General features: G+C 39.5%; 14 protein-coding genes. 10 read left to right on the top strand and 4 right to left on the bottom strand.

Going from position 1 to position 19,708, the window contains the following annotated elements; all coding sequences use genetic code 11:
- Positions 1-104: 104 nt before the first annotated feature.
- Positions 105-1,520, bottom strand: coding sequence for a DNA polymerase III subunit epsilon (gene dnaQ, locus TOL5_RS15390; RefSeq protein ID WP_221260492.1), 1,416 nt, complete (start codon positions 1,518-1,520; stop codon positions 105-107).
- Between the two features lie 215 nt (positions 1,521-1,735).
- Here dnaQ and TOL5_RS15385 point away from each other — a divergent pair, with 215 nt between their 5' ends.
- The 6 genes from TOL5_RS15385 to TOL5_RS15360 all read left to right on the top strand — a co-directional run bounded on the left by TOL5_RS15385 (position 1,736) and on the right by TOL5_RS15360 (position 12,088).
- Entirely contained in the window at positions 1,736-5,023 is a 3,288-nt protein-coding gene (locus TOL5_RS15385) for a LysM peptidoglycan-binding domain-containing protein (RefSeq protein WP_200024729.1), read from the top strand.
- A 77-nt stretch (positions 5,024-5,100) separates the two neighbouring features.
- The gene (locus tag TOL5_RS15380; RefSeq protein WP_151806574.1) at positions 5,101-6,939 is read left to right on the top strand and encodes an extracellular solute-binding protein; all 1,839 of its coding nucleotides are present in this window, start codon (positions 5,101-5,103) and stop codon (positions 6,937-6,939) included.
- A gap of 114 nt (positions 6,940-7,053) precedes the next feature.
- The gene (locus TOL5_RS15375; protein ID WP_151806575.1) at positions 7,054-8,124 is read left to right on the top strand and encodes a microcin C ABC transporter permease YejB; all 1,071 of its coding nucleotides are present in this window, start codon (positions 7,054-7,056) and stop codon (positions 8,122-8,124) included.
- Positions 8,124-9,140, top strand: coding sequence for an ABC transporter permease (locus tag TOL5_RS15370; protein ID WP_042085743.1), 1,017 nt, complete (start codon positions 8,124-8,126; stop codon positions 9,138-9,140). Before TOL5_RS15375 ends, TOL5_RS15370 begins: the two co-directional genes overlap by 1 nt.
- Positions 9,112-10,710: an ATP-binding cassette domain-containing protein gene (locus TOL5_RS15365; protein WP_221260491.1), complete on the top strand. Its 1,599-nt coding sequence runs from the start codon at positions 9,112-9,114 to the stop codon at positions 10,708-10,710. Before TOL5_RS15370 ends, TOL5_RS15365 begins: the two co-directional genes overlap by 29 nt.
- 133 nt (positions 10,711-10,843) lie before the next feature.
- Positions 10,844-12,088 carry an NADH:flavin oxidoreductase/NADH oxidase family protein gene (locus TOL5_RS15360; RefSeq protein ID WP_004831708.1) on the top strand — a complete coding sequence of 415 codons (1,245 nt, stop codon included), beginning with the start codon at positions 10,844-10,846 and terminating at the stop codon, positions 12,086-12,088.
- 333 nt (positions 12,089-12,421) lie between these two features.
- Here TOL5_RS15360 and TOL5_RS15355 read toward each other — a convergent pair whose 3' ends face one another.
- From TOL5_RS15355 to map, 3 genes are all read right to left on the bottom strand, one after another.
- Positions 12,422-13,648: an MFS transporter gene (locus tag TOL5_RS15355; RefSeq protein ID WP_009586510.1), complete on the bottom strand. Its 1,227-nt coding sequence runs from the start codon at positions 13,646-13,648 to the stop codon at positions 12,422-12,424.
- A gap of 172 nt (positions 13,649-13,820) precedes the next feature.
- Positions 13,821-14,870, bottom strand: a complete 1,050-nt coding sequence (locus tag TOL5_RS15350) for an OmpW/AlkL family protein (protein WP_004831705.1) — start codon at positions 14,868-14,870, stop codon at positions 13,821-13,823.
- 327 nt (positions 14,871-15,197) lie between these two features.
- Entirely contained in the window at positions 15,198-16,025 is an 828-nt protein-coding gene (gene map, locus TOL5_RS15345) for a type I methionyl aminopeptidase (protein WP_221260490.1), read from the bottom strand.
- A 220-nt stretch (positions 16,026-16,245) separates the two neighbouring features.
- On the opposite strand from map, the gene rpsB reads away from it, so the two are divergent.
- The 4 genes from rpsB (at position 16,246) to TOL5_RS15325 (ending at position 19,689) form a co-directional block, all read left to right on the top strand.
- Entirely contained in the window at positions 16,246-16,998 is a 753-nt protein-coding gene (gene rpsB, locus TOL5_RS15340; RefSeq protein WP_004831703.1) for a 30S ribosomal protein S2, read from the top strand.
- 139 nt (positions 16,999-17,137) lie between these two features.
- Positions 17,138-18,013: a translation elongation factor Ts gene (tsf, locus tag TOL5_RS15335; protein WP_004722025.1), complete on the top strand. Its 876-nt coding sequence runs from the start codon at positions 17,138-17,140 to the stop codon at positions 18,011-18,013.
- 170 nt (positions 18,014-18,183) lie between these two features.
- Entirely contained in the window at positions 18,184-18,732 is a 549-nt protein-coding gene (locus TOL5_RS15330; protein WP_221260489.1) for a DUF3465 domain-containing protein, read from the top strand.
- Between the two features lie 135 nt (positions 18,733-18,867).
- Positions 18,868-19,689, top strand: a complete 822-nt coding sequence (locus tag TOL5_RS15325) for an AraC family transcriptional regulator (protein ID WP_042085752.1) — start codon at positions 18,868-18,870, stop codon at positions 19,687-19,689.
- The last annotated feature ends 19 nt before the right edge of the window (positions 19,690-19,708 follow it).

Genomic DNA, 19,708 nt, shown 5'->3' with positions numbered 1-19,708 from the left:
CTAAATGTTCTATTGCATAGCCTCAAAACGAGGCTAATTTTCTAAGTTTTAATATAGCTGAACAAGGGACTTTTTACAGAAAAAATCAGCCTAAATAGGAAATTTTATTTTGCAAAAATGCAGGCTTCCCCATGTTTTTCTTGATATTTATTGACCCAGTTCTCATGTGCTTCCAATTCTTCATCTGAAGCGTAAATTACTGGAACATCAATTTCAATTTTTTGCCGTGTTGTATTCCCCTGAGCTTGTTCAGTATGTGCAGAAATAGCATCCATGTCAAAGGATACTTGTCCGCCTGTCATTGCGAGATAAACATCGGCTAAAATTTCAGCATCGAGCAATGCGCCGTGGAAAGTACGATCACGTTGAACAATTTCGTAACGTCGAACAAGTGCATCTAAAGAGTTTTTTTGTCCGGGATGCTTACTTTTAGCCATCGCTAAAGTATCAGTCACTGTACACACTTCAGACAGGGCAGGAAGACCACTGCGTTTGAATTCCATATCCAAGAAGTTCATATCGAAGCTTGCATTATGTGCAATGATTTCACTGCCTTTTAAGTAGTCGAATAGGACTTCTGCAATTTCCTCATACTTGGGTTTGTCTTTTAAAAATTCATCAGTGATCCCGTGGATGGCTTCTGACTCACCTACAGGTTTTCCTGGATTAATGTAGATGTGAATCGAACTGCCTGTGAGTTTACGGTTGACCATTTCAATCGCACCAACTTCAACAATTCGATCACTGTCCTGATAATAAAAACCTGTGGTTTCGGTATCAAGAATAAACTGTTTAGGTCCATGCAGTTTTATGGTCGCAGGTGTAATCACAATTTGCGGGTGAATATTCATATCTTTCATTTGAGTACTTTGTTCAACCTGTTCAACTACATCTTCATGGCGCAAATTATTATTTGGTGTTTCAGAGCTTGTCACAGTTTGTTTGGGTGTTGGCAATTCAGTATCGATAGTTTCATCGGATTCCATCAGGTCAAATCCGAAGGGATCATCAAGCAACCAGTCTTTTTCATCTTTTTTTTTATCATTATTTTCTACACTCTGTTCGGTGGCTGATTGAGGCACCTTCGTGTTTTTTGCTGCCAATGTTTGTTCCGTACCTAAGTTTGCCAATTGATCAGCCATTTCATTGCCTGCATGACCTGCATGACCTTTAATCCAATTCCATTCGATTTCACGACCTCTACATACGCGATCCAGTTTTTGCCATAAATCAGGATTTTTGACATCTTTCCAATTTTTCTTTTTCCAACCTTCAATCCATTCGGTAATACCGCGCTTCACATAGTTGGAGTCGGTCCAAATAATCAGTTTCGCTTCTGTAGGGCAAAATGAAATGCCTTCAATAGCAGCACTCAGCTCCATACGATTATTGGTGGTATCCAGCTCACCACCACACAATTTATGCTCTTCAGTTTCAGTGATGATATAAGCACCCCAGCCACCAGGACCTGGGTTGCCTTTACAAGCACCGTCGACATAAAGTGTGATTGTTTGTGACATAGTAATAACCAATGAAAGTGAATTAAGAGTTGAACATCGTGGTTTAAGAATTTATTGTATACGCAAATCAGCGTTTTCTACGCATGAACTGAGATTTTTTTAATTTCTTGTAACATTTGTATGCAATTCGCATTCAAATTTTGCCTTGTATGCGCCCTAAGCTCTACTAAAATGGCAAAGATAAAATAATTTACTAAATGTTGTTCGGAACCCTTATGTTTAAACCTACCACAATGGTGTGGCAACCTACTGCATCTGTTTTCTTTAAACTATCACTATTAACATCTGCATTGGCGGCACTGGGTTTGACTGCTGGGTGTTCTTCGAACCCATCGACGTCAAAAACTCAAACATCAAAGTCGTCAGGGATGTTGGACGCGAACAGTTTGGATTCACTAGAGGATCTTCTGTCAGCAACTGATATGCGTGCGGTAGAAGGTGATCGTTTATTGATTTTAAAACATGGTGACGTTTGGAAGCGCATGTCTGTTGGTTTTAAAATGGATGAAAACCATTGGGACCCACGGATTGATGCGCAACGAAGCTGGTTCGTTTCTCGTCAACCTTATATAGATCGTTTGAGTGCCCGTGCATCACGTTATCTTTACCATACAGTAAAAGAAGCTGAACGTCGCGGTTTGCCAACTGAATTGGCATTATTACCAATCATTGAAAGTTCTTACGATCCTGCTGCAACCAGTAGTGCTGCGGCAGCGGGAATGTGGCAGTTTATCCCAAGCACAGGTAAAATTTACGGTTTAAGACAAACCAGTTTGTACGATGGGCGTCGTGATGTGGTTGAGTCCACTCGTGCAGCATATGAGTTTTTAGGTGGTTTGTATAATCAGTTTGGTTCATGGGAATTGGCATTGGCAGCATACAATGCTGGTCCAGGACGAATTCAACAGGCAATTAATCGAAACCAAGCAGCAGGGTTGCCAACAGACTATTGGTCATTGCGATTACCACAAGAAACGATGAACTATGTTCCGCGTTTTTTGGCGGTGGCACAAATCATTAAAAATCCATCTAAATATGGTGTAAGTTTACCGCCGATTGCCAATCGTCCGCATTTTAGAGAAGTCGCTGTTCCACCAGGTGCACAATTGAATCAAATTGCGTCCATCACAGGTTTAAGCCGTGCGGAATTGTACGCACTGAATCCGGGGCATCGTGGTGAAGTTGTTGATCCATCAAGTACTTTACGAATTTTGATTCCTGCTGATTTAAGCCCAACAATTGATTCCAAGTTAAGAGCTTTAAAATCAAGCTCTGATGGTGGATTTTGGGCAAGCAATAATAGCCCAACGACAGCAACCCAGACTTTAACACCTGCTGGTGTAACGTCTACAGTAACGCAATCGATTACGCCGACCCGTACTACGCCACCTGTATTGAGTTCAAATAAAGCAACCACTACGACAACCAGCACTGCAAATTCAGTAAATACTTTAAAGAATACGCCACAGGGCTCAGATGCTTTGGCGCGATTTGCCGCCAATGCAGATATTCCAAGTGCACCACGTATTCCTGTTGCCGTTACTACGGCTGCCAATGTTAAACCTGTAGCAGTGGAGCCACCGATTTCTGCACGAGAAAAGGCCCAGATTCTTGCCGCGGTGAAAGCCGAAGGTGAAAAAGAAACAGTTAAACAAGTGTTAGAACCTCAAGCAACACAAGCAGAAAAAGAAGAAGTTGTTAAAGAAATTAAAGCAATTGCGCCTCAAGGTACGGAAGTTTTAGACCCGTATGACGGCAAAATTAAACTGACTGCGATTCAGACCAGTCAATCAGTCGCAGAAGTGCAGGGTAGAGAAAATACCGTTGGATTTGCCTATCCTAAAGGCTTGGCTGATACTACACCTGCAAATTCTGAAGAAGCGAAACTGAATCAAGATAAGAACTTTAAGAAAACTGATACTGAAGTCGTGGTGGAACCTCCTAAAGGTAAACGCAGCACTTATACTGTTTTGCCAGGTGATACTTTAGCAACGATTGCTTTGAAAAATGGAGTCAATTGGCGTGACATTGCCAAATGGAACCAAGTGGATCCAAATGGAACTTTATTTGTTGGTGCAACATTGTATTTGTATGATGCTAAACCACAGATTGATGCGCCAACCACCTCACGGAAAGCAACAGAGTCAGCACCGACCACTTATGTGGTTAAACCGAATGACAGCTTAACTGGCGTAGCCAATCAATTTGATTTATCGGTTTCACAATTGGCAAGTTATAACAATTTGAATACCAACAGTAATTTATTTGTTGGTCAAAAATTAAAACTTAAAGATACTGCTGATGATAAATTATCAGAAATCAACAAAACTGTGGTTCGAGCAGATACATCTAAGCCAGTTGCCAAAGTAAGAACTAAATCTTATGTGGTCAAACGTGGTGAATATCTCAAAATCATCGCTGATCGTTATGCATTATCAGTACATGAACTTGCTGATTTAACTCCAGGATTAGATATTTCAAGCAGTTTGTTTGTCGGGCAAAAAATCAATGTGCCCCTTAATGAAGTGAATGAGCAAGAGAACAAGCTTGAGTCGAAAGTGGCTGAGCAAAGTAAGTTTAAAAATCTGAAATCTGAACCAAGCTATAAAACGGAAAACTATAAAGTTCAAAGTGGTGATAGTTTATCCAGTATTGCAGCACAGTCTAAATTATCTTTAACGGAGTTGGCTGAGTTGAATAAACTCTCTCCATCTCGAAACTTACTTGTAGGTCAGGTGATCAAAATTCCTGCTGGAAGTTCTACTCCAGAGACCTATACAGTTCAATCGGGCGATAGTTTGATTGCAGTTGCCAACAAATATAATTTACAAGTTAACCAAATTGCTGAGTTAAATGGTCTAACGACGACCTCAGGTTTGCTGGTTGGACAAAAGCTCAAATTAACAGGGACACCTGAAAGTAGTGCTAAAGACAGAGCACATAGCAAAAATGAAGCGAAATCTGAAGCTTCAAGCAAGGACATTCATGTCGTAAAATCAGGTGAGACGCTAGCAAGTATTGCCAAGAAATATAAATTACAGTTGAGCTATTTGAGCGACTTAAATGGTTTATCTCGTAATCAAGCACTTGATGTTGGACAACGTTTGAAAATTGACGGAGATTTACCCAGTAAAGCCTCGCTTTCTAAGGAAAAGGAAGACTTAAAAGCTTCAGCAAAGTCTTCATCTAAAGCAGCGAGTAAGAATACTGAAAGTTATGCTGTTAAGGCAGGTGAATCTTTAAATGTCATTGCAAGTCGTGTGGGTTTATCCGTACAAGAACTGGCTGAGATGAATGATTTAAGTCCACGTGCTGGTTTACAGCGCGGTCAATCCATTCGTATTCCTAAAACTGTCACTGAGTACAAAGTGAAAAGTGGCGACTCATTGATTCGTTTAGCCAGTAAGTTCGGTATCGATACTGGTGCATTAGCTGAGATGAATGATCTGAAACCAAATGCCGCTTTACGTATTGGTAGTATTATCAAAGTTCCAAATCTTTAATTGATTTGGGTGATAGATGGATTTACTGAGTGATTTAAATTTTCAAAATGATTTTTTGAATCAAGGAAAGTAGGGGAATGCACCTGAGTTTTACACATGTCAGTACATTCGTATTGGCATTGGGGGGAGGTATTGCAGTGGATGTAGCTGCTGCAATTCAGACTACACCTTATATTGCGGTTCATAATTCGCCATTATATGTCAAAGCTCAGGTCATGCCTTATGCCAATATCAATGCGCCAAAAGGCGGTTATATCAGTACGTCAAGTATCGGTACATTTGATAATTTAAACAGTTTGAATGGCAAAGGCAGTTCGACTGAAGGAATCAACTATGTATTTGATAGCTTGATGGATAGCTCGTTGGATGAACCAGGTGTGTTATATCCACTACTTGCTGAAAAAGTCAGTTATGATCCCGCTAAAACCAAATATGTCATTTTTCACCTGAATCCTCAAGCCCGTTTTAGTGATGGGTCACCAGTCACCGCTGAAGATATCAAATTTAGCTTTGATACGATTCAGACCAAAGCCAATCTTGGCTTTCAAATGTATTTATCTGATTTGGCAAAAACGGAAGTGTTGTCCAAGTATCAGGTAAAAATGACCTTTAAATCTGCCCATAATCCTGATATGCCTTATATTTTGGCAAAGATCGCAATTTACTCAAAAGCGGATTGGAAAAATAAAGACTATGGCAAAGTGACTTTGCAACCGATTTTAGGATCTGGTCCTTATTTAATTGAACGAATTGATTCTGGACGTAGTATTACTTATAGACGGAACCCACACTATTGGGCAAAAGACTTACCTGTCAATCGCGGACGTTATAACTTTGATCGAATCAAATATGTTTATTATCGCAGTCCTGAAGTTGCTTTTGAGGGCTTTAAGTCCGGACAGTATACATTTTACCAAGAGAAAAGCGCGCGCAATTGGGTGACTGCTTATCATTTTCCTGCGGTAAAAGCAGGACTAGTCAAAGCTTATACCGCTAAAATTCAAACACCGGCATTAACTCAAAGTTTGATATTTAATACCCGAAAAACACCTTTTAATGATCTGTATTTTCGACAGGCCTTAACCTATGCTTATGATTTTGAATGGATCAACAAAGCTTTGTTATATGGTCAAAATATTCGACTACAAAGCCATTTTCAAAACAGTGAGCTAGCTGCAACGGGGAAACCCAGTGTTCAAGAACTAGAGATTCTTAAACCTTATCTTAAACAACTTCCAACTTTACAACGAGAAGGTGTTTTAGCAGATTGGCAATATCCTGTTTCTGATGCCAGTGGTTTTAATCGGCAAAACCTGTTGATTGCACGTTCTATTTTATTAAAAGCAGGGTATCGTTTTTACCAAGGTCAATTGCTTGATCAGCAAGGGAAACCTATTCGCATTGAGTTTTTGATTCATCAGGATGGTGCGCAACGAACTTTGATGCCCTATATACGCAATTTAAAAAAACTCGGTATTCAAGCCACGATTCGCCAAGTGGATTTGCCGCAATATACTGAACGTATGCGCCGTTTGGATTTTCAGATGACGCCAATGGATATGCCACAATCTTTGACACCAGGTGCTGAACAGGCTCAAATGTGGGGTTCTAAAGCGGCAGATGAGATAGGCAATTATAACTATGCAGGAATTAAAAATCCTGTGATTGATCAATTGATCCAAAAGATGATTGCTTCCCCAAATCGTGAACAACTGGTATTACATACACGTGTACTCGATCGTGTGTTACGTGCTGGTTATTATCAAATTCTGACCTATGGCAATGATAAAAATTGGTATGCCTATTGGAACATGTATCATCAACCTGTAATTAAACCCAAACTATCACTCGGTTTAGAGTATTGGTGGGCTGATCCGATTGAAACTAAAAAAGTAGAGCAATATTTAAAAAGATAATCGATGAAAAAAATTGTCTAAAAGACAATAGTATGCAAAACATAAGTGACTCAAATTAAGTCGTAGTTAAATTGATTCATCCATCCTCATGAGGACATAAGGAACCTTGTTGCAATGGGCACATATATACTCAAAAGGCTATTACTGATCATTCCAACATTGTTCTTTGTTTTATTGATCAATTTTGTTGTGGTTCAAATTGCACCAGGCGGACCTGTTGAACAGGCGATTCAGCAAGCAGAAAACTTTCAACGAGATAATATCGGCACGGGTGGAATTTCTGCTTCGATCGACCGCCATGAGTATCGTGGTGCGCAAGGTCTGAGCCAAGAAATGGTTGAGCAAATCAAAAAGCAATATGGTTTTGATCAACCCGCGTATCGACGTTTTGGACTGATGCTGAGCAATTATTTGGCTTTTGATTTTGGCAGCAGTTTTTTTAAAGATAAACCTGTTACAGAACTCTTACTCGAAAAAATGCCAGTCACAATGTCTTTGGGTTTATGGAGCACTTTGCTGATTTACTTAATTTCCATTCCTTTGGGTATAAGGAAAGCCAAACAGAATGGTCTTTTTTTTGATCGAGCAACATCATTGCTACTTGCTGTAGGTTATGCCGTTCCTGCTTTTGTCTTTGCGATTTTGTTGATCGTATTTTTTGCTGGTGGTTCTTATTTTCAGTGGTTTCCATTACAGGGTTTTGTATCAGACAACTTTCACAGTTTGAACTTGTTTGAGCAGGTGATTGATTATTTTTGGCACATGGCTTTACCTTTGTTGGCAATGGTGCTGGGTGGTTTTGCCAGTTTAACCTATCTTACAAAATACACATTTATGGAAGAGTTAAATAAGCATTATGTACTCGCTGCACGTGCCAAAGGTTTGACCGAAAATACAGTGCTCTACAAACATGTATTCCGTAATGCCTTATTGGTGATTGTGGCAGGGTTACCCGAAGTGCTTGTGGTGGTGTTTTTTGTAGGTAACTTACTAATCGAAATAATTTTTAATTTAGATGGATTAGGCTTACTGGGTTTTGAAGCTGTACAACAGCGTGATTATCCTGTGATTTTTGGTACTTTATTCTTTTTGACCCTCTTTGGTCTGATTTTAAGATTGATTTGCGATGTGTTGTATCGGGTGATTGATCCTCGGATTGATTTTGAATCAAGAGGTGCGAAATAATGTCACCAATCATGCATGCCCGTTTAGAGAAATTTAAACAAAATCGATTGGGCTTTGGCTGTTTTATTCTATTTATGGCACTGTTTGTGATTTCTATTTCAGCTGAATTTATTGCCAATGATAAGCCAGTATTGGTCAAATACGATCAGCACTATTACATGCCTGTGTTTAAAGCCTATCCAGAAACAACCTTTGGTGGAGTTTTTGAAACTGAAGCTGATTATCGAGATCCTGTTGTTCAACAGCTGATTGATGAAAAAGGCTGGGCGATTTGGCCTATTCTACGCTTCTCCTATCAGACCCCTAATTTAGATTTAGCTGTCCCTGTACCATCACCACCTACAACGCAAAATTGGTTGGGAACAGATGACCAAGGACGTGATGTGTTGGTCAGAATCCTGTATGGATTACGTATATCCTTGTTATTTGGTTTTGCTCTTACGTTGTTTGCTGCTTTTCTTGGGGTCGTTGTGGGTGCGATTCAGGGCTATTATGGTGGATGGGTTGATTTGATTGGGCAGCGAATCCTCGAAGTTTGGGGAGGATTACCCACTTTATTTATGGTGATTATTTTAGTCAGTTTGTTTACGCCGAGTGTGTATTGGCTGTTTTTGATCATGTTGATTTTCGGTTGGACAGAGTTGGTGGGTATTGTGCGAGCGGAGTTCCTTCGTGCGCGTCACTTGGATTATGTGCAAGCAGCGCGTGCATTAGGTGTAAGTGATTTAGTGATTATTTTTAGGCATATTCTGCCAAATGTCATGAGTTCAAGCTTGTCACAATTACCTTTTATGTTGACTGCAAATATTACAGCACTTACGGCGTTGGATTTTCTAGGCTATGGCTTACCACCTGATGCCGCATCTTTGGGAGAGTTGCTGTTACAAGGTAAAAATAACCTAGATGCACCGTGGCTTGCACTTTCAGGTTTTTTTACATTGGCGTTGGTTTTGTCATTATTAATTTATATTGGGGAGGCGACACGCGATGCATTCGATCCAAGACGCCAAAAATAATGATGAATCTTTATTATTGTCTGTTAAGCATCTGCACATTGAAAATAAACAACAGAAAGTGCTGGTTGAGAATCTGAATTTTGATTTACATGTCGGTGAAACTGTAGCGATTGTCGGGGAGAGTGGGTCCGGGAAATCTATCAGCGGTTTGGCTTTACTGGGATTACTTCCCGATGATTTAAAAGCTTCAGGGCAAGCTGTCTATGATCAACACGACTTATTGGCACTCAATCAAAATGGTATATTAAATATTCGTGGTAAAAAAATTGCCATGATCTTTCAAGAACCGATGACCGCTTTAAATCCATTGCATAAAGTAGAACGGATTGTGGGTGAAACATTAATTTTAGAAGGGATGTCTAAAGAAAAAGCCAGAAAACGTGTCTATGATTTATTGTGTGATGTAGGGATGGATGATCCTGAGGATAAGTTACAACGTTATCCACATGAACTGTCGGGCGGGCAAAGACAACGTGTTTTAATCGCTTCAGTATTGGCACAAAAACCTGAAATTATTATTGCAGACGAGCCAACCACAGCATTGGATGTTACTTTACAATCCCAAGTCTTAAACTTATTACAATTGCTGATTTTGAATCATAAAATGGCGATGATCCTGATTAGCCATGACTTGAATTTGGTTCGTAAATATTCCAATCAAGTGATCGTGATGAATCAGGGACGGGTTGAAGAAAAGGGTTTAGTTCGAGATATTTTTCTAAAACCTAAAACAGTATATACCCAATATTTACTGGATCATAACTTTGGTGAAGCCAATCCAGTACCGAAGGACAGTCATTTGGTACTGTCTTTACATCGACTCGGGGTCAAATTTCCAATTCGGAAAGGGCTTTTCAATCGAATCCAAGATTATTTTATTGCGGTTGAGCCTTTAAATTTGCGTTTGAATCGTGCTGAATCCATTGGGATTGTCGGTGAGAGCGGTTCTGGTAAAACATCTTTAGCTTTGGCAATTGCAAGACTGATTGAAAGTACAGGTAATATTGTTTTATTAAATCAAGATATTAATCGTTTGAATCAACGCAAATTAAGACCGCTACGCTGCAATTTTCAGATTGTCTTTCAAGATCCATTAAGCAGTTTAAACCCAAGAATGAGGGTCGATCAGATTATTCGAGAGGGCTTGGCACTACAAAATTTAAAAGAATCAGAAATGATTATTCGGATCAATGAAATTTTGAATAAAGTTGAATTACCTGTTGTCGTGAAACAACTTTATCCGCATCAGCTTTCAGGAGGACAACGTCAACGTGTCGCTTTGGCACGTGCAGTGGTCCTGCGACCTAAATTACTGATTCTTGATGAGCCAACATCTGCACTTGACCGAACCACACAGCGTGCAATTGTGAAATTATTGCGTCAATTGCAACAAGACTATCAAATGAGCTATTTATTTATTAGTCATGACTTGCAAGTAGTCAAAGCACTTTGTCAGAAAGTATTGGTGCTGAAAGAGGCGAAGGTTATCGAGTTTCAAGATACCCAAGATTTATTTGACAAGCCGTTGAATAGTTACACAAAAAATTTAATTAAAGCGAGTCAATATTAAGCTGTAATGATTGAGTAATTTTAATCTCTTCAGTCACACTTACAAAATTGACAAATTAAATTGTCAGATTTACGCTTGAACTATGATAAATTTAAAATAGAGTAAAAACTCTAATCATTGAAGAGATTTGACCATGAGCCATCTTGCAGAATCATTAGAAATAAATAAGACCATTTTTAAAAACCGCATTATTAAAGGTGCGATGAGTGAGGCACTGGCAAACCATGCCGGACAACCCAATCAACTGCATTTGGGATTGTATGATGCATGGGGCAAAGGTGGTTTGGGTTGTGCGATCACCGGTAATGTGATGGTTGATTTCCGTGCTAAAAATGAGCCGGGTGTGGTTGTGGTTGAAACCGAGCGAGATCTTGCCAAATTGACTGAATGGGCAAATATCGGAAAAAAACACGGCATGGTGCAATTGATTCAATTGTCACATCCGGGACGTCAGTGTCCAAAAGGGTTAAATAAAGAAACAGTTGCGCCATCTGCCGTACCGTTTAGTCCATTATTGGCAACCACATTTGGGACTCCTCGAGCGCTAAGTGAAGCTGAAATCTTAGATATTATCCAGCGTTTTGCAGAATCAGCGCGGATTTGTGAAAAAGCGGGATTCGAAGGGGTGCAGCTCCACGGCGCACATGGTTATTTGATCAGTCAATTTCTCTCACCGTTGACCAATAAGCGTCAAGATCAGTGGGGCGGTTCGATTGAAAACCGTATGCGTTTCTTATTGGAAATTTATCAAGCAGTTCGTGCCAAAACCTCAGAAAAATTTATTGTATCGGTTAAGTTGAACTCTGCGGACTTTCAACGTGGTGGAATTACTGAAGAAGAAGTGGTGCAAGTATTCAAAGCGATTGATGCAGCTGGTATTGATATTATCGAAATTTCTGGTGGAACTTATGAAGCACCAGCAATGGCGGGAGCAAAGGCTGACAAGCGTAAACAAAGCACTATTGCACGTGAAGCATATTTCCTAGATTTTGCTGAAAAAATCCGTAAAGAGGTTAAATGTCATCTGATGGTGACAGGTGGTTTCCGCACAGCGCAAGGGATGAATGCAGCACTGGAGAGTGGCGCTTGCGAATTTATTGGTATTGCTCGTCCTTTGGCAGTAGAGCCTGATGTGAGTAATCATTTGATCGCAGGTCAAGATGTGCGTTATGCAGTAGAGCAAATCAAAACTGGTATTCCTTTTGTTGATAAAATGGCAATTATGGAAATCCTTTGGTATGCCGCACAATTTAAAGCAATCGGTGAAGGCAAAAAGCCAAATCCAAAACTTTCACCATTAAAAGTTTTCTTGAATTATGCCAAAAATAATGTCAAAGCTGTGATTCAAGGGCGAGTAAACTCACGCAAATCAGCTTAAGGTCATCTAAGATTGATCATTAAAGAGACCATTGTGAAATGGTCTTTTTAATGTCTAAACTTTTTTATTCAAAAAATAAAGACTGAATAGTGAATTTTAAAAAAGCTGCCATAAGCACGATTGTCTGGCAGCTTTTTTTTGAACGCTTTCGAATCAATCGCACTGAGATTCAGCTCAAACGTTTAAGTCGTCAAATTCAGTTCAAATTAGTGTGCACAAAAAGCCATATTAAAATATTCAAACAATTCAGGTGTGTTAAACCACATTAGGCTAGACAAGAGCAACAATAGAATAATGACACCCCAAACAGCAAATTTTAACCATATATCAGTATCAGTCATCGACAACCGCCTCCTCATTCACGAAGAAATGCACAATAACGCCAAACAGACTTAACGCAATTGAACAACCCCAGATGATGTTGTAGTTACCTGTTATATCATGGTTTAAGCCACCCAACCAGCCACCAAAAAATGAGCCGACTTGATGGGTGAAAAATACAATACCGCTGAGCATGGTTAAATATTTTACACCAAACATATTGGCAACAATGCCATTGGTTAAAGGAACCGTTGAAAGCCAAAGAATCCCCATAATGATGCCGAAAGCATATACCGTCCAGATGCTCAGTGGCAGCATCAAAAATGCAATAATGGTTACGCCTCGTAAGCCATAGAGACCCATTAACAAATGAGGTTTTGAATATTTATCGCCTAACCAGCCTGCGGCATAGGTTCCTACAATATTAAATAATCCAACCAGTGCAAGAAATACTGTACCTGTTGAAGCATCAAAACCATGATCAATCAGGTAGCCTGGAAGATGAATTCCTAAGAACACCACTTGGAATCCACATACCAAGAAACCAAAGGCCAACCACAGAAAAGGTTTGTGATGAAAGGCAATGTTTAAAATTTGCTTAAAGGTTAAGCTCGGTTTTAGCGCCTGCTTGACTGCATTTGGCGGGGTATACATTGGTGCTTTCAGCATCCATGCCAATGGGATAATCAATACAACCAAGACGGCTGTAATGACTAGTGCTGAAGACCATCCAAAGTTTTTAATCAGTAATAGAGTGGTGGGCAACATGATAAATTGCCCAAATGAACCTGCCGCACTTGCAATCCCCATAGCCATGCTGCGTTTGCTTGGATGAGCGGCACGCCCAACTGCTGAAAGCAGTACCGAAAAAGAAGTTGCAGAGAGAGCTAAGCCAATAATTAAACCGACACTAAGGTCAAGTAAAAGGGCATTTGAACTGACTGACATCAACAACAAGCCAATCGTATAAAGTACACCTCCAACTGCAACGACTTTTTTACTGCCGTATTTATCAGCAAGTGCGCCTGTAAAGGGTTGAACAGCACCCCAGAGTAAGTTTTGCATGGCAATCGCCAAGCTAAAAACTTGGTGGCTCCAGTTAAACTCATGGCTCATCGGGACTAAATAAAGTCCAAAACCATGACGCACACCCAAAGAAAGTGCCAGAATAAAAGCACTTCCGATGAGCATATAAATGAGAGGTTTAGAAAAGCGAGTGTCGTCCTGTAGTGCTGACATAAGTGGTCCATTGAATCATCATATGAGAATTGTAGAGGATTCAATGGGACTTAGCGATAGAATAAAATTTTATCGATCGATAAATTTTAGTGATCAATCTGCTCGGTTTAGGTCAATGATTTTAATTTATTGATTACATGATTTTTCAAGAAAATCATTTTAGTCTCAGAAATTAAAAACGGTAACCTACACCCACATAGGTAATCAGAGGATCGATATCAATTTTAGTCTTAGCCGTAACAAGATCTTTATTGGTATTTGAGTTTGAAATGGTAATTGTGGCATCGCTACTCATAGGAGCATAAGTTACTGAGCCTACGCCAAACCAACGCTCATTAAAGTCATAGGTTGCACCCAATGTTGCCATAGGCGCCCAAGCATCATCTGCTTTGACTTTGACTACAGGATTTGCTGAAGATAGTTTACCGTCAAGTGCAGCACCTGCTTGATTATCTAAGACATTTTGAATCATATGACCTGCTGCAATCAAATCATCTTTCACGCCATTATCGACTTTTAAATGGGTGAAATGTGCATACATCACACCGACACCAAGATAAGGTCGAAATTTATTTACACCAGATTTACCAAATTGATAATGTAACTCTGCTGCTGGTAACCATGCAGTTGCTGATGCTGCTTTAGCGTGCTTGGATAAATCGGTAATCGGAATATCTTTCTGTAAGTCAATACTCCCGAGAGGTGTTGAATCTTTGCCTGTCAAAGGGGCATAGATTTGACCTTTACCTTCAATCTCAACTTTAGGTGGAATACCCGCTTTAAACTCTAGAGAAATATTGTCAGTAAAGTAATAATTGCCCATCAAGCCAAAAGTATCAACATCTTTTGCTGTTAAGCCTGTACCTTCAGCAGTCCAACTCGATAAGCCATTGACCGTTGCTGTACCAGTTAAAGCACTGGGAATTGTGTCACCTAAAAGTCCGATTGCACCATATAGAAAAGGATTTGATTCCTTAACAGCTGCATCTAGTACAGCTTTTTTAGAAATATCTCCTACTTTTGATTGGGTTCCTTCAGCAACGGCGGTATTCACTTTGATCGGATTGCCATTGCCTTGTGGCATAGCGTGTAACCAACCTGCTGAGACAGAAAATCGTTTAAATCCATCACCATCTTTAAAACTAAAATAAGGTGAATCCGCATGTGCCATCATGGGTAAAGTCACACATGTGGTGATCATGCAAAGTAATGATTTCTTCATAGAATTGGACTCCATGTCCGCAATTGATACTAATTTTTATGTATTTTTATTATTAGGATTTTTTGCTGTGTTTGAATGTTGCTTTTGCAAGGTGTTTTTTTAAGTGAATGTTCTTTTTTTAATGTTTTATTTATCATCGGGTTGATAATCTTAGCATCTGTGTAATTGTGTTAACATTGCATTACATTGTAAAAATAGAAGATTTTGACGGTAAAAAATATTTTAAAACAATATCTTATTTATAGTGGAAAATTGCAGTAATAAAAAAAGGTCATATCAATATGACCTTTTCTTAAATGACTCAAGTCAGTTTAGTCAATGACTTATTTATTCCTGAAAGCGAGACAAGTCTTCTTCAGGGCGCGCGGTTAAAACTTCAACACCATTTTTAGTGACTAGCAGTGTATGTTCGTATTGCGCTGAAAGGCTATGATCTTTGGTTACGACAGTCCATTTATCGCCCATCAAGCGTGTTTGCCAAACGCCTGCATTGACCATAGGTTCAATGGTAAAGGTCATGCCTTCTTCTAAAACCATACCTGAGTTTGGTTGTCCATAATGTAAAACTTGGGGTTCGTCATGGAATACAGTGCCGATACCATGACCACAATATTCACGGACAACGCTAAAACGCTCTGACTCAACATACTTTTGGATTGCAGCACCAATATCGCCAATTGTAGAGCCTGGTTTAACGGTTGCCATACCACGGTACATTGCTTCTTGAGCAACTTTACATAAACGGTCTGCAATGATTGAAGTTTCTCCACCAACGACATACATCATATTGGTATCGCCGTGGTAACCATCTTTAATCACTGTGACATCAATATTCAGAATATCGCCTTTTTTCAGGATTTTACTTTCAGACGGAATGCCGTGACATACCACGTGGTTCACAGAAGTACAAATCACATGTTGGAAAGCAGGTCGACCGGGTGCAGCGCCATAACCCAAACATGCAGGTATAGCATTTTGTGTATTGACAATATAGTCATGACAAATCGTATCCAACTCCAGTGTACTGACACCTGGTTTGATATGCGGTTTGATCATATCCAAAACTTCTGCAGCCAATCGACCTGCAACACGCATCTTCTCAATTTCATCTGCGGTTTTGATTAATCGACGGGGCGCTTCGTAAGTACTGTTCATGATCTTTAAAAACTTTTGGAAATTTGTATGTGACTATGGTATAAATAGCCGCCCAATTTATCAAATGCTTTCTGTGACTTTCTTTATGAATCGTTTATGGAAATTTTGATAAGGGTAATTTTAAAAATCCGCACATATGTCGTCACATTACTCTGGGTGCCTGAAAGGGTGGAGAATGCGGACATATGGAGGCCTAACCCAAACTTTTAAGGTAAAGAAAATGGCAGATTACAACGTAAGCATGCGCGACCTTCTTCAAGCTGGTGCGCACTTTGGTCACCAAACTCGCTTCTGGAACCCAAAAATGCGTCAATACATTTTTGGTGCGCGTAACCGCATTCACATCATTAACCTTGAACACACTGTTCCTGCGTTAAATGATGCTTTGAATTTTGTTAACAATCTAGCAAGCAAAAAGAACAAAGTATTGTTCGTTGGTACAAAACGTGCTGCTTCTAACATCATTCGTGAGCAAGCTCAACGCGCTGGTCAACCTTATGTAGATCACCGTTGGTTGGGTGGTATGTTGACTAACTGGAAAACTCTTCGTCAGTCAATCAACCGTTTGAAAGATCTTCAAACTCAATCACAAGATGGTACTTTTGCTAAACTTACTAAACGTGAAGCATTAGAACGTACTCGTGAAATGGAAAAACTTGAACGCTCTTTAGGCGGTGTTAAGAACATGGGTGGTTTACCTGACGCATTGTTCATCATCGACGTTGATCACGAAGCAATCGCGATTAAAGAAGCTAAAAACCTTGGTATTCCAGTAATCGGTATCGTTGATACAAACTCTAACCCAGATAACGTAGATTTCGTTATTCCTGGTAACGACGATGCGATCCGTGCTGTTACACTTTATGCTTCTGCAATGGCTGATGCGATTCTTGCTGGTAAAGAATACGCTCAAACTCAAGCAAATGCTCAAGCTAAAGGCGAAGAAGCTGCGAAAGAAGCTCCTGAGGCTTAATGCGTTTTGACGCAAGCTTGTCATTTTTGTGAATTAAAATGATGACAAATTGAGCGTCGATAAAGCAAAACGGTCCAGAGAAACCTTTGGGCCGTTTTTGTTGAACAGATTCATATTCTACCGTATTTAGGAGAACAACATGACTGCAGTTACTGCGAGCATGGTAAAAGAATTACGTGACCGTACTGGTCTTGCAATGATGGAATGCAAAAAAGCATTAACAGAAGCAGACGGTGACATCGAATTAGCGATTGATAACCTTCGTAAATCAGGTCAAGCAAAAGCAGCTAAAAAAGCTGGTAATATTGCTGCTGATGGTGCAATCACGATTGCTCAAGAAGGTAACAAAGCAATTCTTTTAGAAGTAAACTGTCAAACTGACTTCGTTGCGAAAGACGAAAACTTTGCTGGTTTCTCTGCTAAAGTTGCTGCTGCTGCACTTGCTGCTGGCGTAACTGACGCTGCTCAAATTGCTGAATTGAAACTTGAAGACGGTTCAACTGTTGAAGAAGCTCGTATCGCGCTTGTTCAAAAAATCGGTGAAAACATTCAAGTTCGTCGTGCTGCAATTGTAGAAGGTGAAAACCTTGCAGTTTACAAACACGGTTTAAAAATTGGTGTTGTTGTTTCTTACACAGGTTCTGCTGAAACTGGTAAAGGTATTGCAATGCACGTTGCTGCGTTCAACCCAGTTGCTGTAACTGCTGAAGACGTTTCTGCTGATCTTATCGCTAAAGAGAAAGAAATTGCAGAAGCTAAAGCAATTGAATCTGGTAAACCAGCAAACATCGTTGAAAAAATGGTAACTGGTTCAGTTGAAAAATACTTGAACGAAGTTGTTCTTGAGCGTCAACAATACGTTATCGACAACGACAAAAAAGTTGCTGAAGTATTGAAAGCGACTGCGACAACTGTAGCTCAATTCGTTCGCTTCGAAGTAGGTGAAGGTATTGAGAAAAAAGCTGAAATGAGCTTTGCTGAAGAAGTTGCTGCTGCTCAGGCTGCTGCTAAATAATTTTACTTTTTAAGTATAATTATTGAAAACCCCTCATTTGAGGGGTTTTTTATTGCTGTTGATTTTATAGAAAAATAAATTCAAGAAGAATCAGTAAAATGATTTTATACAAATGATGGGCGTTATTCTTTTATAATCTCTATTATTCATATTGCTTAGACTAAAACTTAATGGCAAACAAAACGCAACTTGGTATTGGTGCTGCAATCGCTGTAATTGTTGCTGCTTATTTTGGTATTGACCTAAACCAACAAAACAAGGCATCAACTGAGCAAGCTCAAGTTAATTCCCAAGATCAAAACAATCGTGCTGCACAATTTGATTCTAAATCAAGTGATCAGCAAAATTTTCAAAACACGCAGTCAAACAATAGTCAAAATCAGCAAGGGTTAACGGTTATTCGTCAAGCTTTTGATGGAAAGTTGAGCAATGTTCAAGTTCAGTCGGAAGGACGAGTAAAAGCAATATTACGTGACGATAATCAAGGTTCCCGTCATCAAAAATTCATTCTTTCGTTGGATAACGGCTTAACTGTCTTTATCGCACATAATATTGATTTAGCGCCACGAATTGATCATTTACGTAAAGGCGATCGTGTTGAGTTTTTTGGCGAATATGAATACAGTAATCAAGGTGGTGTGATTCATTGGACACATCATGATCCAAGTCGCCGTCATAAAGATGGTTGGCTAAAGCATGATGGAAAAACCTATCAATAAATAGTGCATTGTTCATTCAGTTCTATAAAATTTAGTTGATTGTTATTCTATTCAGATTTCGACAGCAATTTTGTTCTATACCTTGTTTCTAATCGTGCTATTTTTAAGCCATCAGAAGGCGTTTGAATCGAAAACATGCAGGAGTGGGCAAACTATTTCCACCTTAAAGAATTAGGTGGATTGGAGTTGTTAAAAGCACAGTATCACCATAAGCAATTTTCAAAGCATGTGCATGAAGGTTATTGTATTGGTGTGATTGAAGATGGTGCGCAAAGTTTTTATCGAACAGGGCAGTTACATACAGCGCCGAAAGGTGACATTATTTTAGTCAATGCAGATGAAATTCACACGGGTTCATCTGCGGTTGAGTCGGGTTGGAAATACCGAGCAATTTATCCAACACCCGAAATGTTACTTGATGCAGGACAAGATTTTTTTAGTGTCAAAAATAGTGTGCCTTGGTTTCCTTATGCTGTTGTTCACGATGTTGGTTTGGCACAACAATTTACCTTATTGTTTGATCTGTTGGAACAAAAAGAAAATACGTTGCTCAAGGAAAGTCTGTATTTATCAACTTTGGCTCGTTTAATCAGTCGCTATGGTCGAGCAAAGTTAACGCCCGCAGAGCTTCCTGAAGCACAACGTAAAGTTGAAATTGTTAAAGATTTATTGAGTGCTTTTCCTGAGCGTGATTATTCATTGACTGATTTGGCTGCGACAGTGGGATTGAGTCCTTGGCACTTTTTGCGAGAATTTAAAAAGTATACAGGGTTGCCGCCACACAGTTGGTTGGTACAAGTCCGTTTGCATAAAGCACGGCAATTATTAAAACAAGGTTACACGATCGCAATGACAGCTCAAAATTGTGGCTTTTCAGATCAAAGCCATTTTAATCGACATTTTAAAAAGGCAATGGGCGTAACACCTTCCCAATATTTAAGCACTTTGAATATTTAGCCTAGTTCAACATCTTTTA

It is taken from the genome of Acinetobacter sp. Tol 5, from assembly GCF_019702905.1.
GTDB classification, from domain to species: Bacteria; Pseudomonadota; Gammaproteobacteria; order Pseudomonadales; family Moraxellaceae; genus Acinetobacter; species Acinetobacter bereziniae.
Note: the sequence above shows the minus strand (reverse complement) of the source record. Positions and strands in the feature narration are given on the sequence as shown.